This is a genomic window from Amycolatopsis sp. FDAARGOS 1241 (assembly GCF_016889705.1).
Taxonomy (GTDB): Bacteria; Actinomycetota; Actinomycetes; order Mycobacteriales; family Pseudonocardiaceae; genus Amycolatopsis.
Map to the genome: position 1 here is coordinate 9,225,898 of NZ_CP069526.1, position 18,985 is coordinate 9,244,882.

15 protein-coding genes and 1 pseudogene are annotated in these 18,985 nt (G+C 71.3%); 9 read left to right on the forward strand and 7 right to left on the reverse strand.

Annotated elements, in window-relative coordinates; translation table 11 throughout:
• Nucleotides 1-110 precede the first annotated feature (110 nt).
• Nucleotides 111-1,373, reverse strand: a complete 1,263-nt coding sequence (locus I6J71_RS44785) for an MFS transporter (protein ID WP_204097569.1) — start codon at nt 1,371-1,373, stop codon at nt 111-113.
• Between the two features lie 206 nt (nt 1,374-1,579).
• Between I6J71_RS44785 and I6J71_RS44790 the strand changes: the two genes are divergently transcribed.
• Both I6J71_RS44790 and I6J71_RS44795 read left to right on the forward strand, forming a co-directional pair.
• Nucleotides 1,580-2,875: a cyclopropane-fatty-acyl-phospholipid synthase family protein gene (locus I6J71_RS44790; protein ID WP_204092394.1), complete on the forward strand. Its 1,296-nt coding sequence runs from the start codon at nt 1,580-1,582 to the stop codon at nt 2,873-2,875.
• Between the two features lie 187 nt (nt 2,876-3,062).
• Nucleotides 3,063-3,644 (forward strand): YqgE/AlgH family protein, encoded by a 582-nt coding sequence (locus I6J71_RS44795; RefSeq protein ID WP_204097570.1) that lies wholly within the window; start codon nt 3,063-3,065, stop codon nt 3,642-3,644.
• Here I6J71_RS44795 and I6J71_RS44800 read toward each other — a convergent pair.
• On the reverse strand, nt 3,641-4,063 hold the full coding sequence (locus tag I6J71_RS44800; RefSeq protein ID WP_204092395.1) for an SdpI family protein: 423 nt from the start codon (nt 4,061-4,063) through the stop codon (nt 3,641-3,643). The two genes, I6J71_RS44795 and I6J71_RS44800, sit on opposite strands and share 4 nt — an antisense overlap.
• 65 nt (nt 4,064-4,128) lie before the next feature.
• Between I6J71_RS44800 and I6J71_RS44805 the strand changes: the two genes are divergently transcribed.
• The 3 genes from I6J71_RS44805 to I6J71_RS44815 all read left to right on the forward strand — a co-directional run bounded on the left by I6J71_RS44805 (nt 4,129) and on the right by I6J71_RS44815 (nt 9,040).
• Nucleotides 4,129-5,301, forward strand: a complete 1,173-nt coding sequence (locus I6J71_RS44805) for an esterase-like activity of phytase family protein (RefSeq protein WP_204092396.1) — start codon at nt 4,129-4,131, stop codon at nt 5,299-5,301.
• 163 nt (nt 5,302-5,464) lie between these two features.
• A complete protein-coding gene (leuS, locus tag I6J71_RS44810) occupies nt 5,465-8,362 on the forward strand; it encodes a leucine--tRNA ligase (RefSeq protein WP_204092397.1) in 2,898 nt (965 codons plus the stop codon).
• Nucleotides 8,363-8,413: 51 nt separating this feature from the next.
• A complete protein-coding gene (locus tag I6J71_RS44815; RefSeq protein WP_204092398.1) occupies nt 8,414-9,040 on the forward strand; it encodes a hypothetical protein in 627 nt (208 codons plus the stop codon).
• On the opposite strand, the gene I6J71_RS44820 is transcribed toward I6J71_RS44815, so the two are convergent.
• Both I6J71_RS44820 and I6J71_RS44825 read right to left on the reverse strand, forming a co-directional pair.
• Nucleotides 9,037-9,819: a hypothetical protein gene (locus tag I6J71_RS44820; protein WP_239154268.1), complete on the reverse strand. Its 783-nt coding sequence runs from the start codon at nt 9,817-9,819 to the stop codon at nt 9,037-9,039. The genes I6J71_RS44815 and I6J71_RS44820 overlap by 4 nt on opposite strands.
• Nucleotides 9,816-10,691: an ABC transporter ATP-binding protein gene (locus tag I6J71_RS44825; RefSeq protein WP_204092399.1), complete on the reverse strand. Its 876-nt coding sequence runs from the start codon at nt 10,689-10,691 to the stop codon at nt 9,816-9,818. The genes I6J71_RS44820 and I6J71_RS44825 overlap by 4 nt, the downstream gene beginning before the upstream one ends.
• 169 nt (nt 10,692-10,860) lie before the next feature.
• Between I6J71_RS44825 and I6J71_RS44830 the strand changes: the two are divergent.
• Nucleotides 10,861-11,598: pseudogene (locus I6J71_RS44830) on the forward strand (3-oxoacyl-ACP reductase family protein).
• Here the strand turns inward: I6J71_RS44830 and I6J71_RS44835 are convergent.
• Together I6J71_RS44835 and I6J71_RS44840 are read right to left on the reverse strand one after the other, a co-directional pair.
• Nucleotides 11,595-12,332, reverse strand: a complete 738-nt coding sequence (locus I6J71_RS44835; RefSeq protein WP_204092400.1) for a TetR/AcrR family transcriptional regulator — start codon at nt 12,330-12,332, stop codon at nt 11,595-11,597. The pseudogene I6J71_RS44830 and the gene I6J71_RS44835 overlap by 4 nt on opposite strands.
• A gap of 9 nt (nt 12,333-12,341) precedes the next feature.
• A complete protein-coding gene (locus I6J71_RS44840) occupies nt 12,342-12,746 on the reverse strand; it encodes a hypothetical protein (RefSeq protein ID WP_239154269.1) in 405 nt (134 codons plus the stop codon).
• A 529-nt stretch (nt 12,747-13,275) separates the two neighbouring features.
• Between I6J71_RS44840 and I6J71_RS44845 the strand changes: the two genes are divergently transcribed.
• Both I6J71_RS44845 and ptsP read left to right on the forward strand, forming a co-directional pair.
• Nucleotides 13,276-14,145 (forward strand): ribokinase, encoded by an 870-nt coding sequence (locus tag I6J71_RS44845; RefSeq protein WP_204092402.1) that lies wholly within the window; start codon nt 13,276-13,278, stop codon nt 14,143-14,145.
• Nucleotides 14,146-15,506: 1,361 nt separating this feature from the next.
• A complete protein-coding gene (gene ptsP / locus I6J71_RS44850; protein WP_204092403.1) occupies nt 15,507-17,138 on the forward strand; it encodes a phosphoenolpyruvate--protein phosphotransferase in 1,632 nt (543 codons plus the stop codon).
• Between the two features lie 56 nt (nt 17,139-17,194).
• On the opposite strand, the gene I6J71_RS44855 is transcribed toward ptsP, so the two are convergent.
• Nucleotides 17,195-17,851 carry a DUF1707 domain-containing protein gene (locus tag I6J71_RS44855; protein WP_204092404.1) on the reverse strand — a complete coding sequence of 219 codons (657 nt, stop codon included), beginning with the start codon at nt 17,849-17,851 and terminating at the stop codon, nt 17,195-17,197.
• Nucleotides 17,852-17,986: 135 nt separating this feature from the next.
• On the opposite strand from I6J71_RS44855, the gene I6J71_RS44860 reads away from it, so the two are divergent.
• On the forward strand, nt 17,987-18,982 hold the full coding sequence (locus I6J71_RS44860) for a hypothetical protein (RefSeq protein ID WP_239154270.1): 996 nt from the start codon (nt 17,987-17,989) through the stop codon (nt 18,980-18,982).
• Nucleotides 18,983-18,985 lie beyond the last annotated feature (3 nt).

The following is an 18,985-nucleotide window of genomic DNA, read 5'->3' on the forward strand; positions in this document are numbered from 1 at the left end:
CCCCCGCGTCTTTCGAACTCACCGGGGTTCACCCGGCCGGGTCATGCATCACCCTAATGCCAATGTGGTGATCACAGTCCCCGTTCGGTCCAACGGTTTGCGGCAGCGAATCAGTTCGGCGTGGCGCGCCGGCGCGCCACGAGGTAGCCGGCGCCCCCGAGGACGTAACACACCGTGGCGGCGATCATCAGCCCCGGCGCGTACCCGGTGTTCGGCACGAACACCGCGCCGACCGCGACGGCGGCGACCTGCGTGACGTTGAACAGCGTGTCGTACAGAGCGAACACCCGGCCGCGCGCCTCGTCGGCGACGTCGAGCTGGATCGACGAGTCCACGCACAGCTTGAGCACCTGGCCCGCGCCCGTGATCAGGAACGACGCCACCAGCGCCAGCGGCAGCACCATGGGCAGGCCGAGCGCCGACTGCGCGACGGCGGCCACGGCCAGTGCGCCGACAATCGAGCGCAGCCGGCCGAACCCCCGGATCAGCCGCGCCGTGAGCAGTCCCGCCACGAGGATGCCGGCGCCGGCGAGCGCCGCCATCTGCCCGAGCCCGGGCAGGCCGGCGCGGAAGACCCCGTCGTCGGGGAAGTAGTTCCGCATCAGCAGCACGGTGACCAGCAACGAGATGCCGTAGGCCGCCCGGTGGGCGAACAGCGCGATGAACCCGGCCGTCACGCTCGGCGCGCGCCAGGCGTGGCGGGCGCCGTCGGCGAGCCCGTGGGCGACGGCGAGGAACGGGTTCGGCGGTTCGTCCACCACCGTCGGGCCGAGGGCTCCGCGGGTGAACCTGTGCGCGATGAGCGCCGAGACCACCGCGCCCAGAGCGGCGAACGCCGTCGTCTCGGCCGAGCCGAGGTTGCCGGCGCCGAACACCGCACGCAGCAGAATCGCGCAGCCGCCGCCGACCACGGCCATGGCCGAGCCGAGCGTGGTCGCGAAGGCGTTGGCGGACACGACGCTTGCGGCGGGCACCACGTGCGGCAGCGAGGCCGACAGTCCCGAGCCGATGAAGCGCGACAGGCCTTCGGCCAGCAGCGCGAGGGAGAACAGGCCCGGCCCGCCCAGCCCCGTGCCCACGGCGGCGGCCGACGCGAGGACGGCGAACACGCGCAGGAGGTTCGCGAACACGAGCACGCGCCGGCGGTCCCACCGGTCCAGCAGGGCGCCCGCGAACGGTCCCACGAGGGAGTAGGGCAGCAACAGCGCGGCGAAGCCTTCGGCGATGGCCATCGGATCGGCAGCGCGTTCGGGGTTGAACAGCACGGCACCCGCGAGGCCCGCCCGGTAGACCCCGTCGCCCCACTGCGCGGCGAACCGGGTGTAGAGCAACCGCCGGAACTCGCGATCGCGGACCAGGAGCTTCGGTCCCATCCGCTCCGTCGTCGCGCTGATCGTCACGGGAAAAAGCCTAGCCATCGGGCGAACACCCCAGAAGGTCCTTACGAGCGCATTGCGCCGGGGGTCCTTCTGAACGTTCACCGAGGTTTTAATGCCGATGGGGGACTGCGGTGGGACGCCGCAAGTGTTGACGTGGTGGAGGGGACATCCGGACTCCTCGCTTCGGAAAGGGTGTGGACATGGCTGACGCCGCGTCGCGGCTGGTGAGTGTTGCCGAACGGTTGCTGGGAGCGCCGTGGCCGGTGCGGATCAAGGCCTGGGACGGCTCCCAGGCCGGCCCGCCGAATGCGCCCGCGCTCGTCCTGCGCAACCGTCGCGCCCTGCGCCGCGTGCTGTTCAAACCCGGCGAAGTGGGCCTGGCACGGGCCTGGGTGGCGGGTGACCTGGAGCTGGAGGGCGACCTCTACGTCGCCCTCGAGGCGGTGGCCGAGCTGATCGGGGACCGCGGTCACGACGCCGGGGGCGTGCTCAGCGCGCTCCGCGATCCGGCGGTGCGCCGTGCGGTCCGCGAACTGGTCCGCCTCGCCGGGCCGCCGCTGCCGCCCGCGCCGCCCCCGGAGGAGGTGCGCCGAAGCCGCCACCTGCACACCCGCCGCAGTGACAAGCAGGCCATCAGTCACCACTACGACGTCGGCAACGACTTCTACGAACTCGTGCTCGGCCCGTCGATGGTGTATTCGTGCGCCTACTGGCAGGAGGGCGGCACCCTGGAGTCCGCCCAGCGCGACAAGCTCGAACTCGTTTGCGCCAAGCTCGGCTTGCGCGAGGGCCGGCGCCTGCTCGACGTCGGGTGCGGCTGGGGCTCGATGGCGCTGCACGCGGCCCGCGAGCACGGGGTGCACGTCGTCGGCGTCACGATCTCCGAGGAGCAGGCTGCCTACGCCCGTGAGCGCGTCGCGGCCGAGGGGCTGACCGATCGCGTCGAGATCCGCGTGCAGGACTACCGGGACGTCGCCGACGGCCCCTACGACGCGATCTCCTCCATCGGCATGGCCGAGCACGTCGGTGCCGAGAACTACCTCGAGTACGCCCGCGACCTCTACGCTCTTTTGTGCCCGGGCGGCCGGTTGCTCAACCACCAGATCGGCCGCCGTCCGCTGCAGGACGAGTCGTCGTACCAGCTCAACGGGTTCATCGACGCCTACGTCTTCCCGGACGGTGAGCTCGCGCCCATCGGCACGACGGTGACGCAGCTGGAGCGCGCCGGCTTCGAGGTGCGGGACGTGGAGGCGCTACGCGAGCACTACGCGCTCACGCTGCGCCAGTGGGTCGCCAACCTCGAAGCGCAGTGGGACCGGGCGGTCCGGCTCGTGGGACCCGGCCGTGCCCGCGTCTGGCGGCTGTACATGGCCGCGTCGGCACTCGCGTTCGAACGCAACGACATCGGCGTCAACCAGGTCCTCGCGGTGCGCACCCCGGAAGCGGGCACCTCGGGACTGCCGCTGCGCCCGCGCACCTGGCACGGAGGGAAGTAGGGGGCCGGCGCACTTGGTCGCCTCTCGGCGGCTTGGCGCAGTGTGGCTCCAGCCGAACGGTATTCCACAAAGGCTGTTCTTCAGTGAGCCCGGGGGACACGGAGTGCGCCGGCCCATTGTTCCCAACGGGGCACGTGGGGTTGGTGTTCCCGTGCCACCGGAAATTCTCGCGACGGGAAGTGGGATCATTGTCGGCGTGCCAGCGGACGCCGAGGTTGAACCGGGAACGCTCCTGGTCGCCGCCCCCACGATGTTCGACCCGAACTTCAAGCGGACCGTGGTGTTCGTGATCGATCACCGCGACGAGGGCACGCTCGGCGTGGTCCTCAACCGCCCGAGCGACGTCCCCGTGCACGACGTCCTGCCCAATTGGGGCGGGCACGTCGCCGAGCCGCAGTCGGTGTTCGTCGGCGGTCCCGTCGAGAAGAAGACGGCGCTGTGCCTTGCCGCGCTGCGCACCGGCGAGACCGCGGCGAGCGTGCCCGGGGTGATCGCCGTGCGCGGTCCGGTGGCGCTCGTCGACCTCGACACCGATCCCGAGGTGCTGGTGCCGAAGGTGCGCGGCGTGCGTGTCTTCGCCGGGTACGCGGGCTGGGACTCCGGTCAGCTGGCGGGCGAGATCGAGCGCGAGGACTGGGTCATCGTGCCCGCGCTGCCGAGCGACATCCTGGCCTCGCCCAGCCGTGACCTGTGGGGCCAGGTACTGCGCCGCCAGGGCGTGCCGCTCGCCTTGCTGGCCACCCACCCGGGCGACCTGCAGCGGAATTAGGCCTCGTCGGCCTTCTGGAACACGCCGCAGCCACCGGCGCCGCACGCGCACCCGGCGCAGCCCGCGGGCGTGGCCGGAGCCGGCGCGGGCACGGTCAGCGCCGCACGGGCGCCGAGCACGCCACCGCCCACGACCAGCGCAAGCATGCCCAGCACGCCGACGAACGCGGCGGCGATCAGCCCGGCGGTGGTGCCCGTCGCGAGGCCGGCGAGCCCGGCGACCAGGCCCACCGCGCCGCCGGCGAGCGTCGGCACGCTCGCGACGCGGTTCGCGAGCTTGAAGGCTTCTTCGCTGCGCAGGGACGCTTCGGTGCGGACACCGGCACCGCCGGCCCGGGTCAGCCGTTCGCGGAAACCGAGAAGGCCACCCCAGCCGACGACGAGACCCAGCACGATCGGGACGAGCGCGATAGCGAACACCCCACGAGGATAAGCGTGATCTCCCGGCAACGTGGCGGATACCCTCGTCCGTTGTGCTGCAGGCCATGTCTTCGTCCACGCGACGCCGTGCGTTCACCGCTGCCCTGATCGGGGCACTGCCGCTCACGCTCCTCGCCGCGCCCGCCGCCAATGCTGCTCGGAGCCACGACCGGCCCGTCCGGTTGATCGGCGAGCAGATTGTGCCCAACGCCCTGCAGTTCGAAGGCACGACCATCGGCGGTCTGTCCTCCATCGACTTCGACCCGCGCACCCGCGGCTACGCGTTCATCTGCGACGACCGGTCCGCGATCAACCCCGCCCGCTTCTACTCGGCGAAGTTCACCCTCGACGCCCACCACCTCGGCCCGGTGACCTTCACCGGCACCGAGCCGCTGCTACGGCCCGACGGCACGCCGTACCCGCCGCTCGCGCAGAACGACACGTGGGCGCCCCAGAACGAGCAGACGATCGACCCCGAAGAGCTGCGCGTGGACCCGTGGACCGGCCACTACGTCTGGTCGCAGGAAGGCGACCGGCTCGCGGACTCGGTGATCCAGCCGTCGATCCGCGAAGCGACCCGCGACGGGCACTACGTGCGCGACCTGCCGCTGCCCGCCGACGAGAACATGACCGCGGACGCCGGTCCGCGGCGCAACTACGTGCTCGAAGGCCTGAGCTTCACCGGCTTCGGCTCGCTGCTGGCCAGCGAGGTCGAAGCGCCGCTGCTGCAGGACGGCCCGCCGCCAACCCCGACGTCGGGCGGGCTGTCGCGGATCACGCTGCAGGCCCGCACCGGCCCGGTGCGGGCGCAGTACGCGTACCCGCAGGAGAAGCTGTTCGCGACGCCGGTGCCCGCCGGCGCGTTCGCCGACACCGGGGTGTCGTCGATGCTCGCGGTGAGCCAGGCCGACCCGACGAAGTTCCTGATGATGGAGCGCTCGTTCGTCACGGGGGTGGGCAACAAGGTGCGGGTGTACGAGATCGACACGTCCGGGGCGACCAACGTGCTGAACGTCAAGTCGCTGGCCGAGGCGAAGCACGTGAAGCCGGTGAAGAAGAAGCTCATCGCGGACCTGTCGGACTTCGGGTTGCCCACCGTGGACAACGTCGAGGGCATGACGTGGGGCCCGGCGCTGCCCGGCGGCGAGCGCAGCCTCGTGTTCGTGAGCGACAACAACTTCTCCCCGAGCCAGGTGACGCAGGTCATCGCTTTGGCGGTCCCGTCGGAACGGCTTTGACCCCCACGTTAAAATGAGACCCGTGAACACGGCTCGGCTGCTCCTTGGCCTGCCGCGCTGACCCGGCCAGACACTGGCCCGACCGGCGCGGCGACCCCTCATGCCTTCGGGCTTGAGGGGTCGAGTTGTTTCTGGAGTGGTCCGACACGGAGGAAAGACGGCGATGACTGAGCCCACGGTGTCCACCTCGCCCACGGGTGAAGGCGCGCCCGGCGCCGAGAACACCCCGCCGCACCGCTACACCGCGGAGCTGGCGGGGCAGATCGAGCGGCGCTGGCAGGACTACTGGTCCGACCACGGCACGTACCACGCCCCGAACCCGACCGGTGAGCTCGCGGTCGAGGGTGAGCAGGTGCCGTCCGACAAGCTGTTCGTGCAGGACATGTTCCCGTACCCGTCCGGTTCCGGCCTGCACGTCGGCCACCCGCTGGGCTACATCGGCACCGACGTCTACGCCCGGTACCACCGGATGATCGGGCGCAACGTGCTGCACACGCTGGGCTACGACGCCTTCGGCCTCCCGGCGGAGCAGTACGCGGTGCAGACGGGCACGCACCCGCGCACCACCACCGAGGCGAACATCGCCACCATGCGCAGCCAGCTGAAGCGGCTGGGCCTGGGCCACGACGAGCGCCGCTCGATCGAGACGATCGACCCGGACTACTACAAGTGGACCCAGTGGATCTTCCTGCAGATCTTCAACTCCTACTACGACGAGCAGGCCGGCAAGGCGCGCCCGATCGAGGAGCTGGAGAAGGCGTTCGCCGCCGGTGACCGCCCGACGCCCGACGGCCGGGCGTGGAGCGAGCTGAGTGACGTCGAGCGCCGCAAGGTCATCGACGACCACCGCCTGGTCTACATCTCCGAGGCGCCGGTGAACTGGGCGCCGGGTCTGGGCACGGTCGTCGCGAACGAAGAGGTGACCGCCGACGGGCGCAGCGACCGCGGCAACTTCCCCGTGTTCCGCAAGAACCTGCGCCAGTGGATGATGCGGATCACCGCGTACGCCGATCGCCTGGTCGACGACCTTGACCTGCTGGACTGGCCCGAGAAGGTCAAGTCCATGCAGCGCAACTGGGTCGGCCGCTCGCAGGGCGCGCGCGTGTCGTTCGCGGCCGGTGCTTCCGGGGACGAGAAGATCGAGGTCTTCACGACCCGGCCCGACACGCTGTTCGGCGCCACCTACATGGTGCTGGCGCCCGAGCACCCGCTGGTCGACAAGCTGACCGCGGCCGAGTGGCCGGGCGAGCACCCCGAGGCGTGGACCGGCGGCGCGAAGACCCCGGCCGACGCGATCGCCCAGTACCGCGCCGCGACGGCGCGCAAGTCCGATCTGGACCGTCAGGAGAACAAGGAGAAGACGGGCGTCTTCACCGGGTCGTACGCCGTGAACCCGGTGAACGGCAAGGAGATCCCGGTCTTCATCGGCGACTACGTGCTGATGGGCTACGGCACCGGCGCGATCATGGCCGTGCCCGCACAGGACCAACGCGACTGGGACTTCGCGAAGAAGTTCGAGCTGGAGATCATCCGCACCGTCGACCCGGGCGAGGGCTTCGACGGCGAGGCGTTCACCGGCGAGGGCCCGGCGATCAACTCGGCCAACGACACCGTCTCGCTGGACGGCATGGGCGTTGCCGATGCGAAGAAGACGATCATCGCGTGGCTGGAGGAGCGCGGCGCCGGCGAGGGCACGGTGCAGTACAAGCTGCGCGACTGGCTGTTCGCCCGCCAGCGCTACTGGGGCGAGCCGTTCCCGATCGTCTACGACGAGAACAACCTGCCGATCGCGCTGCCCGAGGACCAGCTGCCCGTGGTCCTGCCGGAGGTCGACGACTACTCGCCGAAGACCTTCGACCCCGAGGACGCCGACTCCGAGCCGTCGCCGCCGCTGTCGCGCGCGACCGACTGGGTCAACGTCACCCTGGACCTGGGCGACGGCCCGAAGAAGTACCGCCGCGACACCAACGTGATGCCGCAGTGGGCGGGTTCGTGCTGGTACCAGCTGCGCTACGTCGACCCGGACAGCCCCGACGTGTTCTGCGCGCCGGAGAACGAGGCCTACTGGATGGGCCCGCGCCCGGCCGAGCACGGTGTCGACGACCCGGGCGGAGTGGACCTGTACGTCGGCGGCGTCGAGCACGCCGTGCTGCACCTGCTGTACTCGCGCTTCTGGCACAAGGTCCTGTACGACCTGGGTCACGTGTCGTCGAAGGAGCCGTACCGCCGCCTGTTCAACCAGGGCTACATCGAGGCCTTCGCCTACACCGACAAGCGGGGCATCTACGTGCCCGCCGAGGAGGTCGTGGAACGCGACGGCAAGTTCTTCCTGGGTGACGAGGAGGTCAACCAGGAGTACGGCAAGATGGGCAAGAGCCTGAAGAACGCCGTCACGCCGGACGAAATGTCGGACACCTACGGCGCGGACACCTTCCGCGTGTACGAGATGTCCATGGGCCCGCTGGACATGTCGCGCCCCTGGGCGACCAAGGACGTCGTCGGCGCGCACCGCTTCCTGCAGCGCCTGTGGCGCCTGCTGGTCGACGAGCAGACCGGCGAGCTGCGCGTGTCCGGCGACGACCCGACGGAAGCCGACCGCAAGCTGCTGCACCGCACCATCGCCGGCGTCCGCGAGGACTACGCGGAGATGCGCTTCAACACGGCGGGCGCGAAGCTGATCGAACTGAACAACCACCTGACCAAGGTGTACGGCTCGGCTGCCGGCACGCCGCGCGAGGTGGCGGAACCGCTGGTGCTGCTACTGGCACCGCTGGCCCCGCACGTCGCCGAGGAGCTGTGGCACCGCATGGGCCACGCCGACTCCCTGGTCCACGGCCCGTTCCCCGTCGTCGACGAGCAGTACCTGGTCGAGGACTCCATCGAGTACCCGATCCAGGTCAACGGCAAGGTCCGCGCCCGCGTCACCGTCCCGGCCGACGCGTCTTCCGACGCCGTGCAGGCGGCGGCGTTGGCGGAGGAGAAGGTCGCCGCGCTGGTCGGTGACAAGACGCCGCGCAAGGTCATCGTCGTCCCCGGCCGGTTGGTCAACATCGTCCTGTGAATCGGTGCGTTCCGGCCCGGGCTCAGCGTCCGGGCCGGTAACGTGCTCGCCGTGCGTAATCGATCGCTCACCGTCCTGCCGGCGCTCGCCGCCGCCCTCGCTCTGACCGGCTGCACCGCGGCTCCGGCACCGAGCCCGAGCCACCCCGCCCCTGCGTTGCCGGCCGATTCGGTCGCGTACGACACGCTGCCAGTGATCACCACCCGCGCCCCGCTGTTTCCGAACAGCTGCGCCCAGTTCGACCAGAACCCGCAGCTGAGGAGCGCGTTCGAGGTCTCTTCGACCCTGTTCGATCCCTACGGGAGCGTGTGCGTGGTGCGCCGGCAGGACGGTCGGCAAGTCGAAGTCGGTGCCCTCAACCCGAGCGATCGCCTGCCGGACCCGTGGACTGGCACCTGGGGTGCGTACTCCTACACGCTGCAGCACTTCCGCCGCTCTCTGGTGCAGGACAACCGCTACTACGCCGTCTCCACAGTGGAGAGCAACGGCTGCACGTTCTCGGTCAACACCGGCTCGTCGCAAGTGCTCCAAGTGTCGGTGAAGCCGGGCGGCGATCCCGGGGAGTTCAGCCCCGAGCACGATCGCGAGATCGGCGACAAGACCTGCCCGGGAGTCCAGCAGCTCGTGGAGACCTACCTCAAGATCGTCGACCCGGGCGGTGGTTCGCTCGCTCGTTAGGCGGCTTCGCGGTTGCCCGCCCGGAAGATGGCGACCGCGGCCAGCCCGAGCCAGAGGATCAGCGAGGTGACCAGCGCGACCACCCCGTGTGCCGATACACCGCTGAGCTGCCGGGCGGGCTCGATCGGATCGACCCAGCCGGCGAAGTCGCTGTTGCCCTGCAGGATCGTGAACAGCAGCGACACCAGCACGTAGGTGGTGATCGCGCCGGCGGTGTTCGGGATGAGCCAGCCGATCGTCACCGCGAGCAGCATCATGCAGAAGGCGCCGAGGAAACACGCCGCGACCACCATGCCGGGGCGGAAGGTGAGCAGGTTCTGCGCGTCGCGTGCGTCGAGGCGGCTGGAGAAGAAGGTGAAGGTCATCAGCACGTGGACGCCGCCCACCAGCAGCCACGCGCCGACCGCGATGGTCGCCTGTGCGAACACGTACCGCATGCGTGACGGCTGCACCAGCAACGTCGGCTGAGAGCTGCGGTAGTGCCACTCCGCGGCGATCAGCTTGACCAGCGTGAGGTCGACCAGCACCGCGGCGAGCCGGACCGTGAGAAACACCGAACCCATCTGCTTTTCGAGCGTGTACGGGTGCGACGAGTCGACCATGAACATGATCGACAGCACGACCAGGCCGATCGGCGCGGCGATGAGCAGGATCTTGTCCGCCACCGTCGCACTCATCTTCCGGAGCTCGACCCCGACGACCGTGCCGAACGACGCGCGTTTCGAAGCGCCAACCGCCCACGCGGGCTGCTGCTGAACGGGCGTCTGCATGGGGATCATCGCGGGCCTCCCGTGAGGCGGAAGAAGAGCTCTTCCAGGTTCTGCTGTTCTTCGGCCAGCCCGAGCACGCGCACCTGCGCCGCGAAGGCGATCTCCGACACGCGGTCCGTCGGTGCGGCGACCGAGAGCGCGTCCGGGCCCGTCTGGCGGACGTCGAGGCCCGCGCGTTGCAGGGCGGTGCCGAGTTTGGCGACGTCGGTGGTGCGCACGACCGTGCGCGCCGGCCCGGCGAAGCTCGCGAGCGGTCCGTCCGCGACGACGCGGCCGTGGCCGATCATCACGATGCGGTCGGCCGTCTGGTCCACTTCGGACAGCACGTGGCTGGACAGCAGCACGGTGCCGCCGCGCTGGGCGTAGGCGCGCAGCAGCTGGCGCGTGGAGCGGATGCCTTCGGGGTCGAGGCCATTGATGGGCTCGTCGAGGATGAGCACCGGTGGGTCGGCCAGCAGCGCGTGTGCGAGCCCGAGCCGTTGCCGCATGCCGAGGCTGTACTTCCCGATGCGCCGGTTCGCAGCATCGCTCAGCCCGACCTGCGCGAGCACCTGGTCGGCCCGCGCGGCGGGCAGCCGCATGAGCTTGGCGCCGTTCACGAGGTGGTGGCGCCCGGTGCGTCCGGGGTGCACCGCCGACGCGTCCAGCAGCACCCCCGCCACGTGGCCCGGGTTCGGCCACTCCGCGAACCGCCGCCCGGCGATCGTCGCCGAGCCCGCAGTCGGCCGCGTGAGGCCGCAGATCATGCGCAACGTGGTCGATTTCCCGGCGCCGTTCGGCCCCAGGAACGCGGTCACCGTGCCGGGCTGCAACGTGAACGACACGTTCTCCACCACGCGGCGGCCGTCATAGACCTTCACCAGCCCCTGGACGTGCAGCACCCTGGCCCTCCCCGTTCAAGATCCCCGAGTGATCTTGTCACAACCCGTGTCCGGAGGAATGCGGAACAGAGCCATCGAGTGCCGCGGCCGAAACGCGCCAGCACCACCGCACCCGGGCCGATTCGATGGAACCGGCACGAAACACGGCTTCCACGAAGGAGATCTGGGGATGAAGCTCGACGGCAAGGTGGCGCTGGTGACTGGGGGCAGCCGGGGGATCGGGGCGGCGACGGCACTGAGACTGGCGGTGGAAGGCGCCGACGTCGCGATCACGTACGTCGCCAATGCGGCACTCGCGGCGGAGGTCGTGGAGAAGATCAAGGCGACCGGGCGGCGGGCCCTGGCGATCGCGGCGGACAGCGCGGACGCCGAAGCCGTGCGGGCGGCCGTGCAGACGGCAGTCGCGGAGTTCGGGCGGCTGGACGTGCTGGTCAACAACGCGGGTGTCGGGTTCGTGGCGCCCGTTTCGGAGACCGGGCTGGCGGACCTCGACCGGCTGCTCGCCGTGAACGTGTGGGGCGTGTTCCTCGCACCGCAGGCCGCGGCCTAGCACCTCGGAGACGGCGGGCGGGTGATCACCATCGGCGGCTGCGTCACCGACCGCGTGCCGGGGCCAGGGATGGTGCTCTACGCCATGACCAAGTCCGCGATGGTCGGCCTCACCAAGGCGCTCGCGCGGGAGCTCGCGCCGCGCGGGGTGACCGTCAACCTCGTGCACCCCGGGCCGACCGACACGGACATGAACCCGGCCGACGGGCCGTACGCGCAGGATCAGAAGTCGCTCACCGCGCTCGGGCGCTACGGGCAGCCCGGTGAAGTGGCCGACGCCGTCGCGTACCTGGCTGACCCGGCGGGCGCGTACGTCACCGCTGTGACCTTGTCCGTCGACGGCGGGCGCGCGGCCTAGCCGGAGTAGAGGCCCACGTCGCGGGCCAGGTCCGTGAGGATGGCCTCGAAGAGCACGTCCGGTTTCGACACGGGGATCGGGTAGTTGCCGAACACCTCGAGGGTCACGTGGCCGTACAGGCGGGCCCAGAACTGGATCATCAGGTACGTCAGGCCCAGGTCCAGCTTGTCGGGGGCGATGGCGCGGCCCGATTCGGCCAGCACCGTCAGCAGTTCGCGCTGGAAGGCCGTCAGGTCGTCGCGCAGTTCGGGCGGGACGACGTCGTTGGGCGGCATCACGAGGTCGTGCGTGGCGAGGACCCGCCCGGCCGCGGAGAGGAAGATGCGGCCGAACGGTTCGTCGAGGCGGTGCAGCGCGCTGCCGGCCGTCGTACCGACGCCGCCGGTCGGCGAGGCGAAGACCAGTGTGAACTCCTTGGTGTGGGTCAGCGCCCAGCGCCGGAAGCCCTTGCAAATCGCGAACAGCTGCAGCATGCCGTCGTCCGGGAGCACGGCGATGTCTTCGGCGAGCTCGGCCGCCAGGTCCGCGCAGACGTCCAGGCGCAGGTTCTCGACGAGGTCGTCGCGGGACTCGTAGTAGCGGTACAGGGCCGGCGCGGTGATGCCCAGCTCCCGGGCGATCGCCCGGAGCGTCACGGCGTCCGGACCCTGTTCGACCAGCAGTTTCCGGGCGGTCCGGCGGATGTCCTGCTCGGTAGCCGCTCGCGCGCGGCCCCTTCGCGTGGGGCTGCTCATCCGGACATTCTAGGTGGTCGGCACGCCCGTTCCCGCACCAGCGCGGCCGGAGAGCAGCCGGGACTGCAGGTCGGTGAGCGGGCGCAGCAGCCACATCGCCACCACGGTCATGCCCAGCGCGCAGAAGAAGTGCACGAACCAGGCCCCCGCGAGCGACGGCCCACCCCACGATTCACCGGCCGTCGTGGGGTCCCAGAACAGGCCGTACGTGGCGATCCGCCACACGAGGAACCACACCAGCAGCGACAGCGGGATCGCCGCCACGCTCACGCCGGCCGCCGCCAGGTAGCGAGGGGTCCCCTCGCGCGGCGGCCGGCCCAGCAGCCGCGCCGCGAGCCGCTCGTGCGCGCCGGCGAGGCCGAAGGGCAGGGCCAGCAGGGCGTAGAGGGTGCGCTTCCAGTCCAGAACCGTCATGACCCGCACGCTACGGGCGGTTGACCAGCGAAAACACCCGGCATTCCGCCGAACGAGGTGGGGAGATCCCCCGCCACGCTGGGCGGATCTGGCCACCGCGGCGCACGGGACGTTCACCGTGGCCGGGCATGGCGAGGGCACGAGCGGGACCGTGGCGCGATCGCCCGCGTGGTCCGGCGCAAGGGTGGTGACTTAGTGCTCGCGAACGGAGTTCCGATGACCGCGGCGCGAACGGCGGCCGGGGCGCCGCCGACGCCGATCACTCGGGGGGCTACGTGATCGGCGCCGGCGACCCGATGCCCTCTCCGGTGCGCTTCCGGTCGGGGCAACGCCACTGGCTCTAGGACAGTGACGCTCCACAAGAGCGGAACCCGTGTCAGAAGTGACGCGTGGGGGACATGGTTCCCCCGATCGAGTGACGGGCCGCCGCTACTCGCCTGATTGTCGCACTGGGCGCCGGATAAGTTACAAAAACCTTCACTTTCACGCTCGCTCGTGGGTGACCTGCGCTCGTGGCACAGTGACGGCCATGTGCGCAGCCGTGCTGGTGGTCGGATCCGCCAACGCCGATCTCGTCGTCCCCGTCGACCGCCGTCCCGCGGGCGGCGAGACTGTGCTGGGCGGTGACACGGTGCTGTCGCCGGGTGGGAAGGGTGCGAACACGGCCGTCGCGGCCGGTCGGCTGGGCGCGGACGTCGCGCTGCTGGGCGCTGTCGGCAACGACCCGTACGGCCGGCTGCTGCGCGACTCCCTCTCCGGCGCGGGCGTCGCGACGGACCACCTGCGCACCGTCGAGCGGCCGACCGGCATCGCCTACATCACCGTGACCCCCGACGGCGAGAACTCGATTCTCGTCTCCCCCGGCGCCAACTCCGCGCTGACTCCCGCCGACGTCACCGACGACGTCCTCGACGGGGTCCAGGTCGTCGTTCTGTCGCTGGAGGTGCCGCTGCCGGCGGTCGAGGAAGCTGTCCGCAAAGCCGCCGCACGGGGCATCCGGGTCGTGCTCAACCTCTCGCCGGCCGCGAAGCTGTCGTCGGACACGCTGGGCGCGCTGGACGTCCTCCTGGTCAACGAGCACGAAGCCGCCTACCTCCTCGGCGCCGACGCGGACCCGCGCAAGCTCCTGGACCTCGGCCCGCGCGCGGCCGTCGTGACGCTCGGCGGCAAGGGTGCGCTGGTCATCACCCCGGACGGCTCGACGGACGTCCCGTCGCCCCACGTCACCGCCGTCGACACCACCGGCGCCGGCGACGCCTTCGCGGGCGCCCTGGCCACGGCCCTCGCTGCCGGCGCCGAGCTCGTGGCCGCCGCCACGCGCGCCACCCGCATCGCCGCCCTCTCGGTCACCCGCCCCGGCGCCCAGCCGTCCTACCCGACCGCCGCCGAACTGACCTGATCAGCGGACGGGACTGCTCGCCTGCTTGGGCTCTCGGTCTGAAGACCCGGCCCTCTTCACCGGCCCAGGACTCCCCGTCGTCGGCTCGGCTCCCGGTTCGGCTCTCAGTTCGGCGACGGAGTCTTCGGCGTTCTCTGCGCGGCGCCATACGGAGGCACGGGTCGGTTCGGGTGCCGTTGCTGCTTCCCTGTGTGGCATCGCCTCGCCGCTACCTGGCCGGTGGCGGGCCGAGCCCGCGGTGGAGTGCGCCGCTCTGGGCGCATCCGACGTCTGCGACCGGTCCTGTTCGCAACGAAGCAGGCTGCGTTGCGCTTGTCGAGGTCGGCGGTGTGGTTCCTGCTCGCCCGCTCTCGCCCAGCTCGTCCACCTGGCCCTGCCCGGCGATGGGGGTGGCGCGCGGGGTTGGCTCGCGATGGAGTGCGTTGTTGTGGGCATCCGATGTCTGAGACCAGGCCCGTCCGCGACAAGACAGACCGCTTTCGGCTTGTCGGAGCCTCCCCGGTGCGTTCGCTACTCGGCCGGCCTCGCCGGACGCACGCACCCGGCCAGCGACTGGGGTCGGCTCGTGATGGGGTGCGGCGTTGCGGGCGCTGCCGACGTCGGCGACCGGTGCTGTTCGCGGCAGAGCCGGCCGCTTTCCGCTTCTCGAACCCTCGACGGTGCGTTTGCCACTCGGCCGCTCTCGCCCAGCTCGTCCGCCTGGGCCTGCTCGGCGACGGGGGTGGCGAGCGGGTTCGTTCGCGATGGAGTGCGGCGTTGCGGGCGCATCCGACGTCTGCGACCGGGTCCGTTCGCGGCGGAGCGGGCCGCTTTCGGCTTGTCGAAGCCGCGACGGTGCGTTCGCCACTCGGCCGCTCTCGCCCCGGGCGCACCCACCTGGCCGGCGCATACTCCCGCGTGCGCTGTTGTGCCCGCTCCTGCCCTCCTCGGTGCCCGAGTTCCGCTGCTACCCGAGCCCTGTTGCCGCCCCCTACCCGAGTCGTGCTGCCCACGACCACTCGGCCGCTGCTCGGCCGTACACCCGCCCGTCAAACCTTCGTGCACTGAGCTGCCAAGTTTCCCGTCCCCCCACTCACCACTCCCGTCGGCTTGTCAAACTCCCCACCCCAGTTGTCCACATGCGCCTCACGGTCAGCGAGGTTGTCCACAGATTCCGCCGCCGCACGTTTTCGGCCCCTGACCTCGGTAGACTGGGATCGGGGACGCCCCCCTAGGGAGGGTGGGGGCCGTCTGCCGGCGGAGGGGGCAGAGCTGCGAAGGCGGAGGCGAGGAAGTGGTTCGCGTGCCCCGATCAACCCCGTCCGGGGTGAGGTGGCAGACACCTCGAGCCATCCGTCCCCGCCTGAGCTATGGTCTAGACCATGTCTGAGAGTGAGGCGACGGTGCTGAGCGGTGTTGCGGTGAGCCCCGGGCGTGCGAGCGGTCCCGTGGTGCGCGTGGCGGAGCCGTTCGGCGAGCCGGCGAGCACGCCCGCGCCCACGGATCCCGCGGCGGAGGCCGCGCGCATCGAGCCGGCCGCGCGGGCGGTGGCGGAGCGGCTGGAGGCCCTGGCGGAAGCGGCGACCGGCGAGGCCGCGACGATCCTCATCACGACTGCCGCGATGGCCGCCGATCCGGCACTGGCCACGCAGGCCCACCAGCTGGTGACGGCGCAGAACCTTCCCGCGGCTCGCGCCGTCTACCAGGCCGCCGAGGGGTTCGCCGAGGCCCTGGCCGCGGCCGGGGGTTACATGGCCGAGCGGGTTCGCGACGTCCGCGACGTGCGCGACCGCCTCGTGGCCGAACTCCTCGGCGTCGCCCCTCCCGGTGTGCCGGAGCTCGCGTCGCCGAGTGTGCTCGTCGCGCGGGACCTGGCGCCGGCCGACACGGCGGGCCTCGACCCGGCGAAGGTGCTCGCGCTGGTCACCGAGGAGGGCGGGCCGACGAGCCACACCGCGATCCTCGCCCGCGCGCTCGGCATTCCCGCCGTCGTCGCCGTGCGCGGGATCCTCGACCTGGACGCGAAAGCGCTGGCCGTCGACGGCGACACCGGCGTCGTGCAACTCGCCGACCCGGCCGCACCGATCGTCACGGCCGTCGTGTCCGGCCCGGCCGAATGGAACGGCACGGGCGCGACCGCCGACGGTCACATCGTCAAGGTCTACGGCAACGTCGGCTCCCCCGCCGACGCGCAGGCGGCCGCCGCGGCCGGCGCCGAGGGCGTCGGCCTGTTCCGCACGGAGTTCGGCTTCCTCGACGCGCCGGCCGAGCCCTCCGTCGAAGAGCAGCGCGCGGCGTATGCGGCGGTGCTGGCGCCCTTCCGTGGCAAGCCGGTGATCGTCCGGACGCTCGACGCGGGCGCGGACAAGCCGCTGGCCTTCCTCAACCCCGACGTCGAGCCGAACCCAGCGCTGGGCGTGCGCGGCCTGCGCGTCGCGTTCGACCGGCCCGAGGTCCTCGACCGCCAGCTGCAGGCCATCGCGGGCGCCGCTCAGGATTCCGGCGCGCTCGTCTCCGTGATGGCGCCGATGGTCGCGACGGCCGAGGAAGCCGCGTGGTTCGCCGAACGCGTCCGCGCCGCCGGCATCGAGCGTGCCGGCGTCATGATCGAGATCCCGGCCGCGGCGCTGTCCGCGCGGGAGATCCTCGACGTCGTCGACTTCGTGTCCGTCGGCACCAACGACCTGGCCCAGTACACGTTCGCGGCCGACCGCCAGCTCGGCGCCGTCGCGAAGCTCAACGACCCGTGGCAGCCCGCGTTGCTGCGCCTGCTCAAGCTGATCGGTGAAGCGGCGGAGGCCACCGGCAAACCCGCCGGTGTCTGCGGCGAGGCGGCGGCCGACCCGCGGCTCGCGGTGGTGCTCGCGGGCCTGGGCCTCACGAGTTTGTCGATGAACGCGGCAGCCGTGCGGGCTGTCGGCGCTTCACTGGCGTCGGTGACGCTGGCCGAAGCCCGCGAACGCGCGGCCGGCGCGGTCGCCGCCGCGGACGCGGTGGCGGCACGCCATGTTTAGTACGGAGCCGGACCCGGCCGACGGATGGAAAACCGGGTCCGGCACCGCGACGCCGGTCAGCCGAACAGGCCCCGCCGAGGGTTGCGGATGACCAGCGAGCCTCCGTGGATGCGGCCCGTGAAGACGTAGCGAGGGGTGCCGGCCCGGCCGTTGCTGCCCGTCTTGTCGTCGAGCGAGCCGAACTTGATCTCGGTGATGGCGTTGTAGTCCACGGCCGCGTGTGGCGGGATGATCACCTCGACCGAGCCCCACTTCGAGTCCAGCTCGATCTCAACCACCGGCGTCGACACCTGCGCCTCGGTGAAGTCGAGCTTCGTGCTGCCGTACTTGTTGCGCACGACCAGCGCCGGCAGCACCTGCCACGGACCGCTGCGGTGCAGCGACGAGTACTTGGCGTTGAGCTCGAGCCGCTGGCCCGGCGCGTACGTGGTGGCGCCGGTGAAGGCCGGTGCCTGGTAGGCCGGCATCGCCTCGGGGTGCACGAGCCCGGGCAGGTCGGTGAGCACGGCGTTGAGGTCACCGCGAGTGCGGGCCGCGAGCGCCTTGTCGGTGCGCTCCGTGAACTCGTCGAGGGTGAGCATCCCCAGCCCGATCGCCTTCTGCAGCACGCCGACGACGTGTTCGCGCTCGTCGTCCGACACCCGGATGTCGCGCGCGGTCAACGGCTTCGTCTCGGTCGCGGCCTCCGCGCCGGTGGTCTCTTCCTCGGCCATGTGAACGATGGTAGAACCGTAGTTCGCTCGTCAGATCGGGGAAAAACCCTGAACAGACCCGTATTCCGAGCCCTGACCGCCGTCGCCGCGGCGGGCTGCCTGCTGGCCGCTTGCACGGGCGGGACCCCGGATCCGGTGCCCACCTCGACGTCGGACACCCCGGCGCCCGCGCCGAGCGGACCGCCACCGAGCGGACTGGGGGGCTCGGTCACCACGGGCGGGATCGGGGTGGAGCTGCTGCTCGCGACGTCGCCACCCACCGTGTTCGACGCCGACACCGGCACCAAGGGCACGGTGCCCGGCGTCCCGGGCGGCGACCGGCTGGTGTCCGTCAGCCGCGTCGGGCGCACCCCGGTGTTCACGAGCGCGCCGCCGTGCCGGCAGGACTGCGGGCCGGGCGACGTCTACGCGTACACCGGTCCGGGTTCGCCGCCGGCTTCGCTGGGCCAGGCGCTCAGCGTCGCGCCCGGTGCCGACGCCCGGAGCGTGTGGCTCATCCGCCAGGATTCCGCGGACAACTGCCGCCTCGAGCACGTGTCGCTCACCGGCCGCTCGCTCGGCGGTGGCGGCGTCGCGAGTTGCTCGACGATCCTGCGCCAGGAGACGTCGCACGGCCTGCTCATCACCGTCAGCAACGGCTCCCCGGAAACCGTCGACGTCCTCATCGACCCCGAAACGGGCCGCAGCGTGCAGCAGGCCCCGAGCATCCTCGCCGCCGCTGGCGACCGGCTCATCCTGGGCGGCCTGACGGACCTGACGGTCCTCGACCTGCGCGACGGGAGCCGCAAGCGGATCCAGCCCCCGGTCGTCCAGACCAACCCGCTGATCCTCCCCAGCCGCGACGACGCCTGGGCGGCGGTGGACTTCGGCTCAGCCGCGTGGCACAGCTCGGACATCCAGACGCGCGACGTGTGGTTGCTCAACCTCTACGACTTGACCTGGCAGCAGGCGCCGTCGATGCCCTTCAGCACCGGCAACCTCAAACACTCCTCACTGGACTGGACCGACCACGGCGACCTCGTCCTCGACGACGGCGTCGTCGCGGCCTGGCACCCGGGCGAACCCGCCTGGCGGCTGGGCTCGGCGAAGCTGACCGGTCCGCTGCAGGAGGCCGCGGTCGCGACGTCGTAGCCG

Excerpts from the sequence above, each read along its gene's own strand:
- I6J71_RS44805 (WP_204092396.1), top strand. The coding sequence starts at position 4,129 with ATGTCTTCGTCCACGCGACGCCGTGCGTTCACCGCTGCCCTGATCGGG.
- I6J71_RS44840 (WP_239154269.1), bottom strand. The coding sequence starts at position 12,746 with ATGACGGTTCTGGACTGGAAGCGCACCCTCTACGCCCTGCTGGCCCTG.
- I6J71_RS44790 (WP_204092394.1), top strand. The coding sequence starts at position 1,580 with ATGGCTGACGCCGCGTCGCGGCTGGTGAGTGTTGCCGAACGGTTGCTG.
- ptsP (WP_204092403.1), top strand. The coding sequence starts at position 15,507 with ATGTCTGAGAGTGAGGCGACGGTGCTGAGCGGTGTTGCGGTGAGCCCC.
- I6J71_RS44820 (WP_239154268.1), bottom strand. The coding sequence starts at position 9,819 with ATGATCCCCATGCAGACGCCCGTTCAGCAGCAGCCCGCGTGGGCGGTT.
- I6J71_RS44845 (WP_204092402.1), top strand. The coding sequence starts at position 13,276 with ATGTGCGCAGCCGTGCTGGTGGTCGGATCCGCCAACGCCGATCTCGTC.
- I6J71_RS44855 (WP_204092404.1), bottom strand. The coding sequence starts at position 17,851 with ATGGCCGAGGAAGAGACCACCGGCGCGGAGGCCGCGACCGAGACGAAG.
- I6J71_RS44785 (WP_204097569.1), bottom strand. The coding sequence starts at position 1,373 with ATGGGACCGAAGCTCCTGGTCCGCGATCGCGAGTTCCGGCGGTTGCTC.
- I6J71_RS44835 (WP_204092400.1), bottom strand. The coding sequence starts at position 12,332 with ATGAGCAGCCCCACGCGAAGGGGCCGCGCGCGAGCGGCTACCGAGCAG.
- leuS (WP_204092397.1), top strand. The coding sequence starts at position 5,465 with ATGACTGAGCCCACGGTGTCCACCTCGCCCACGGGTGAAGGCGCGCCC.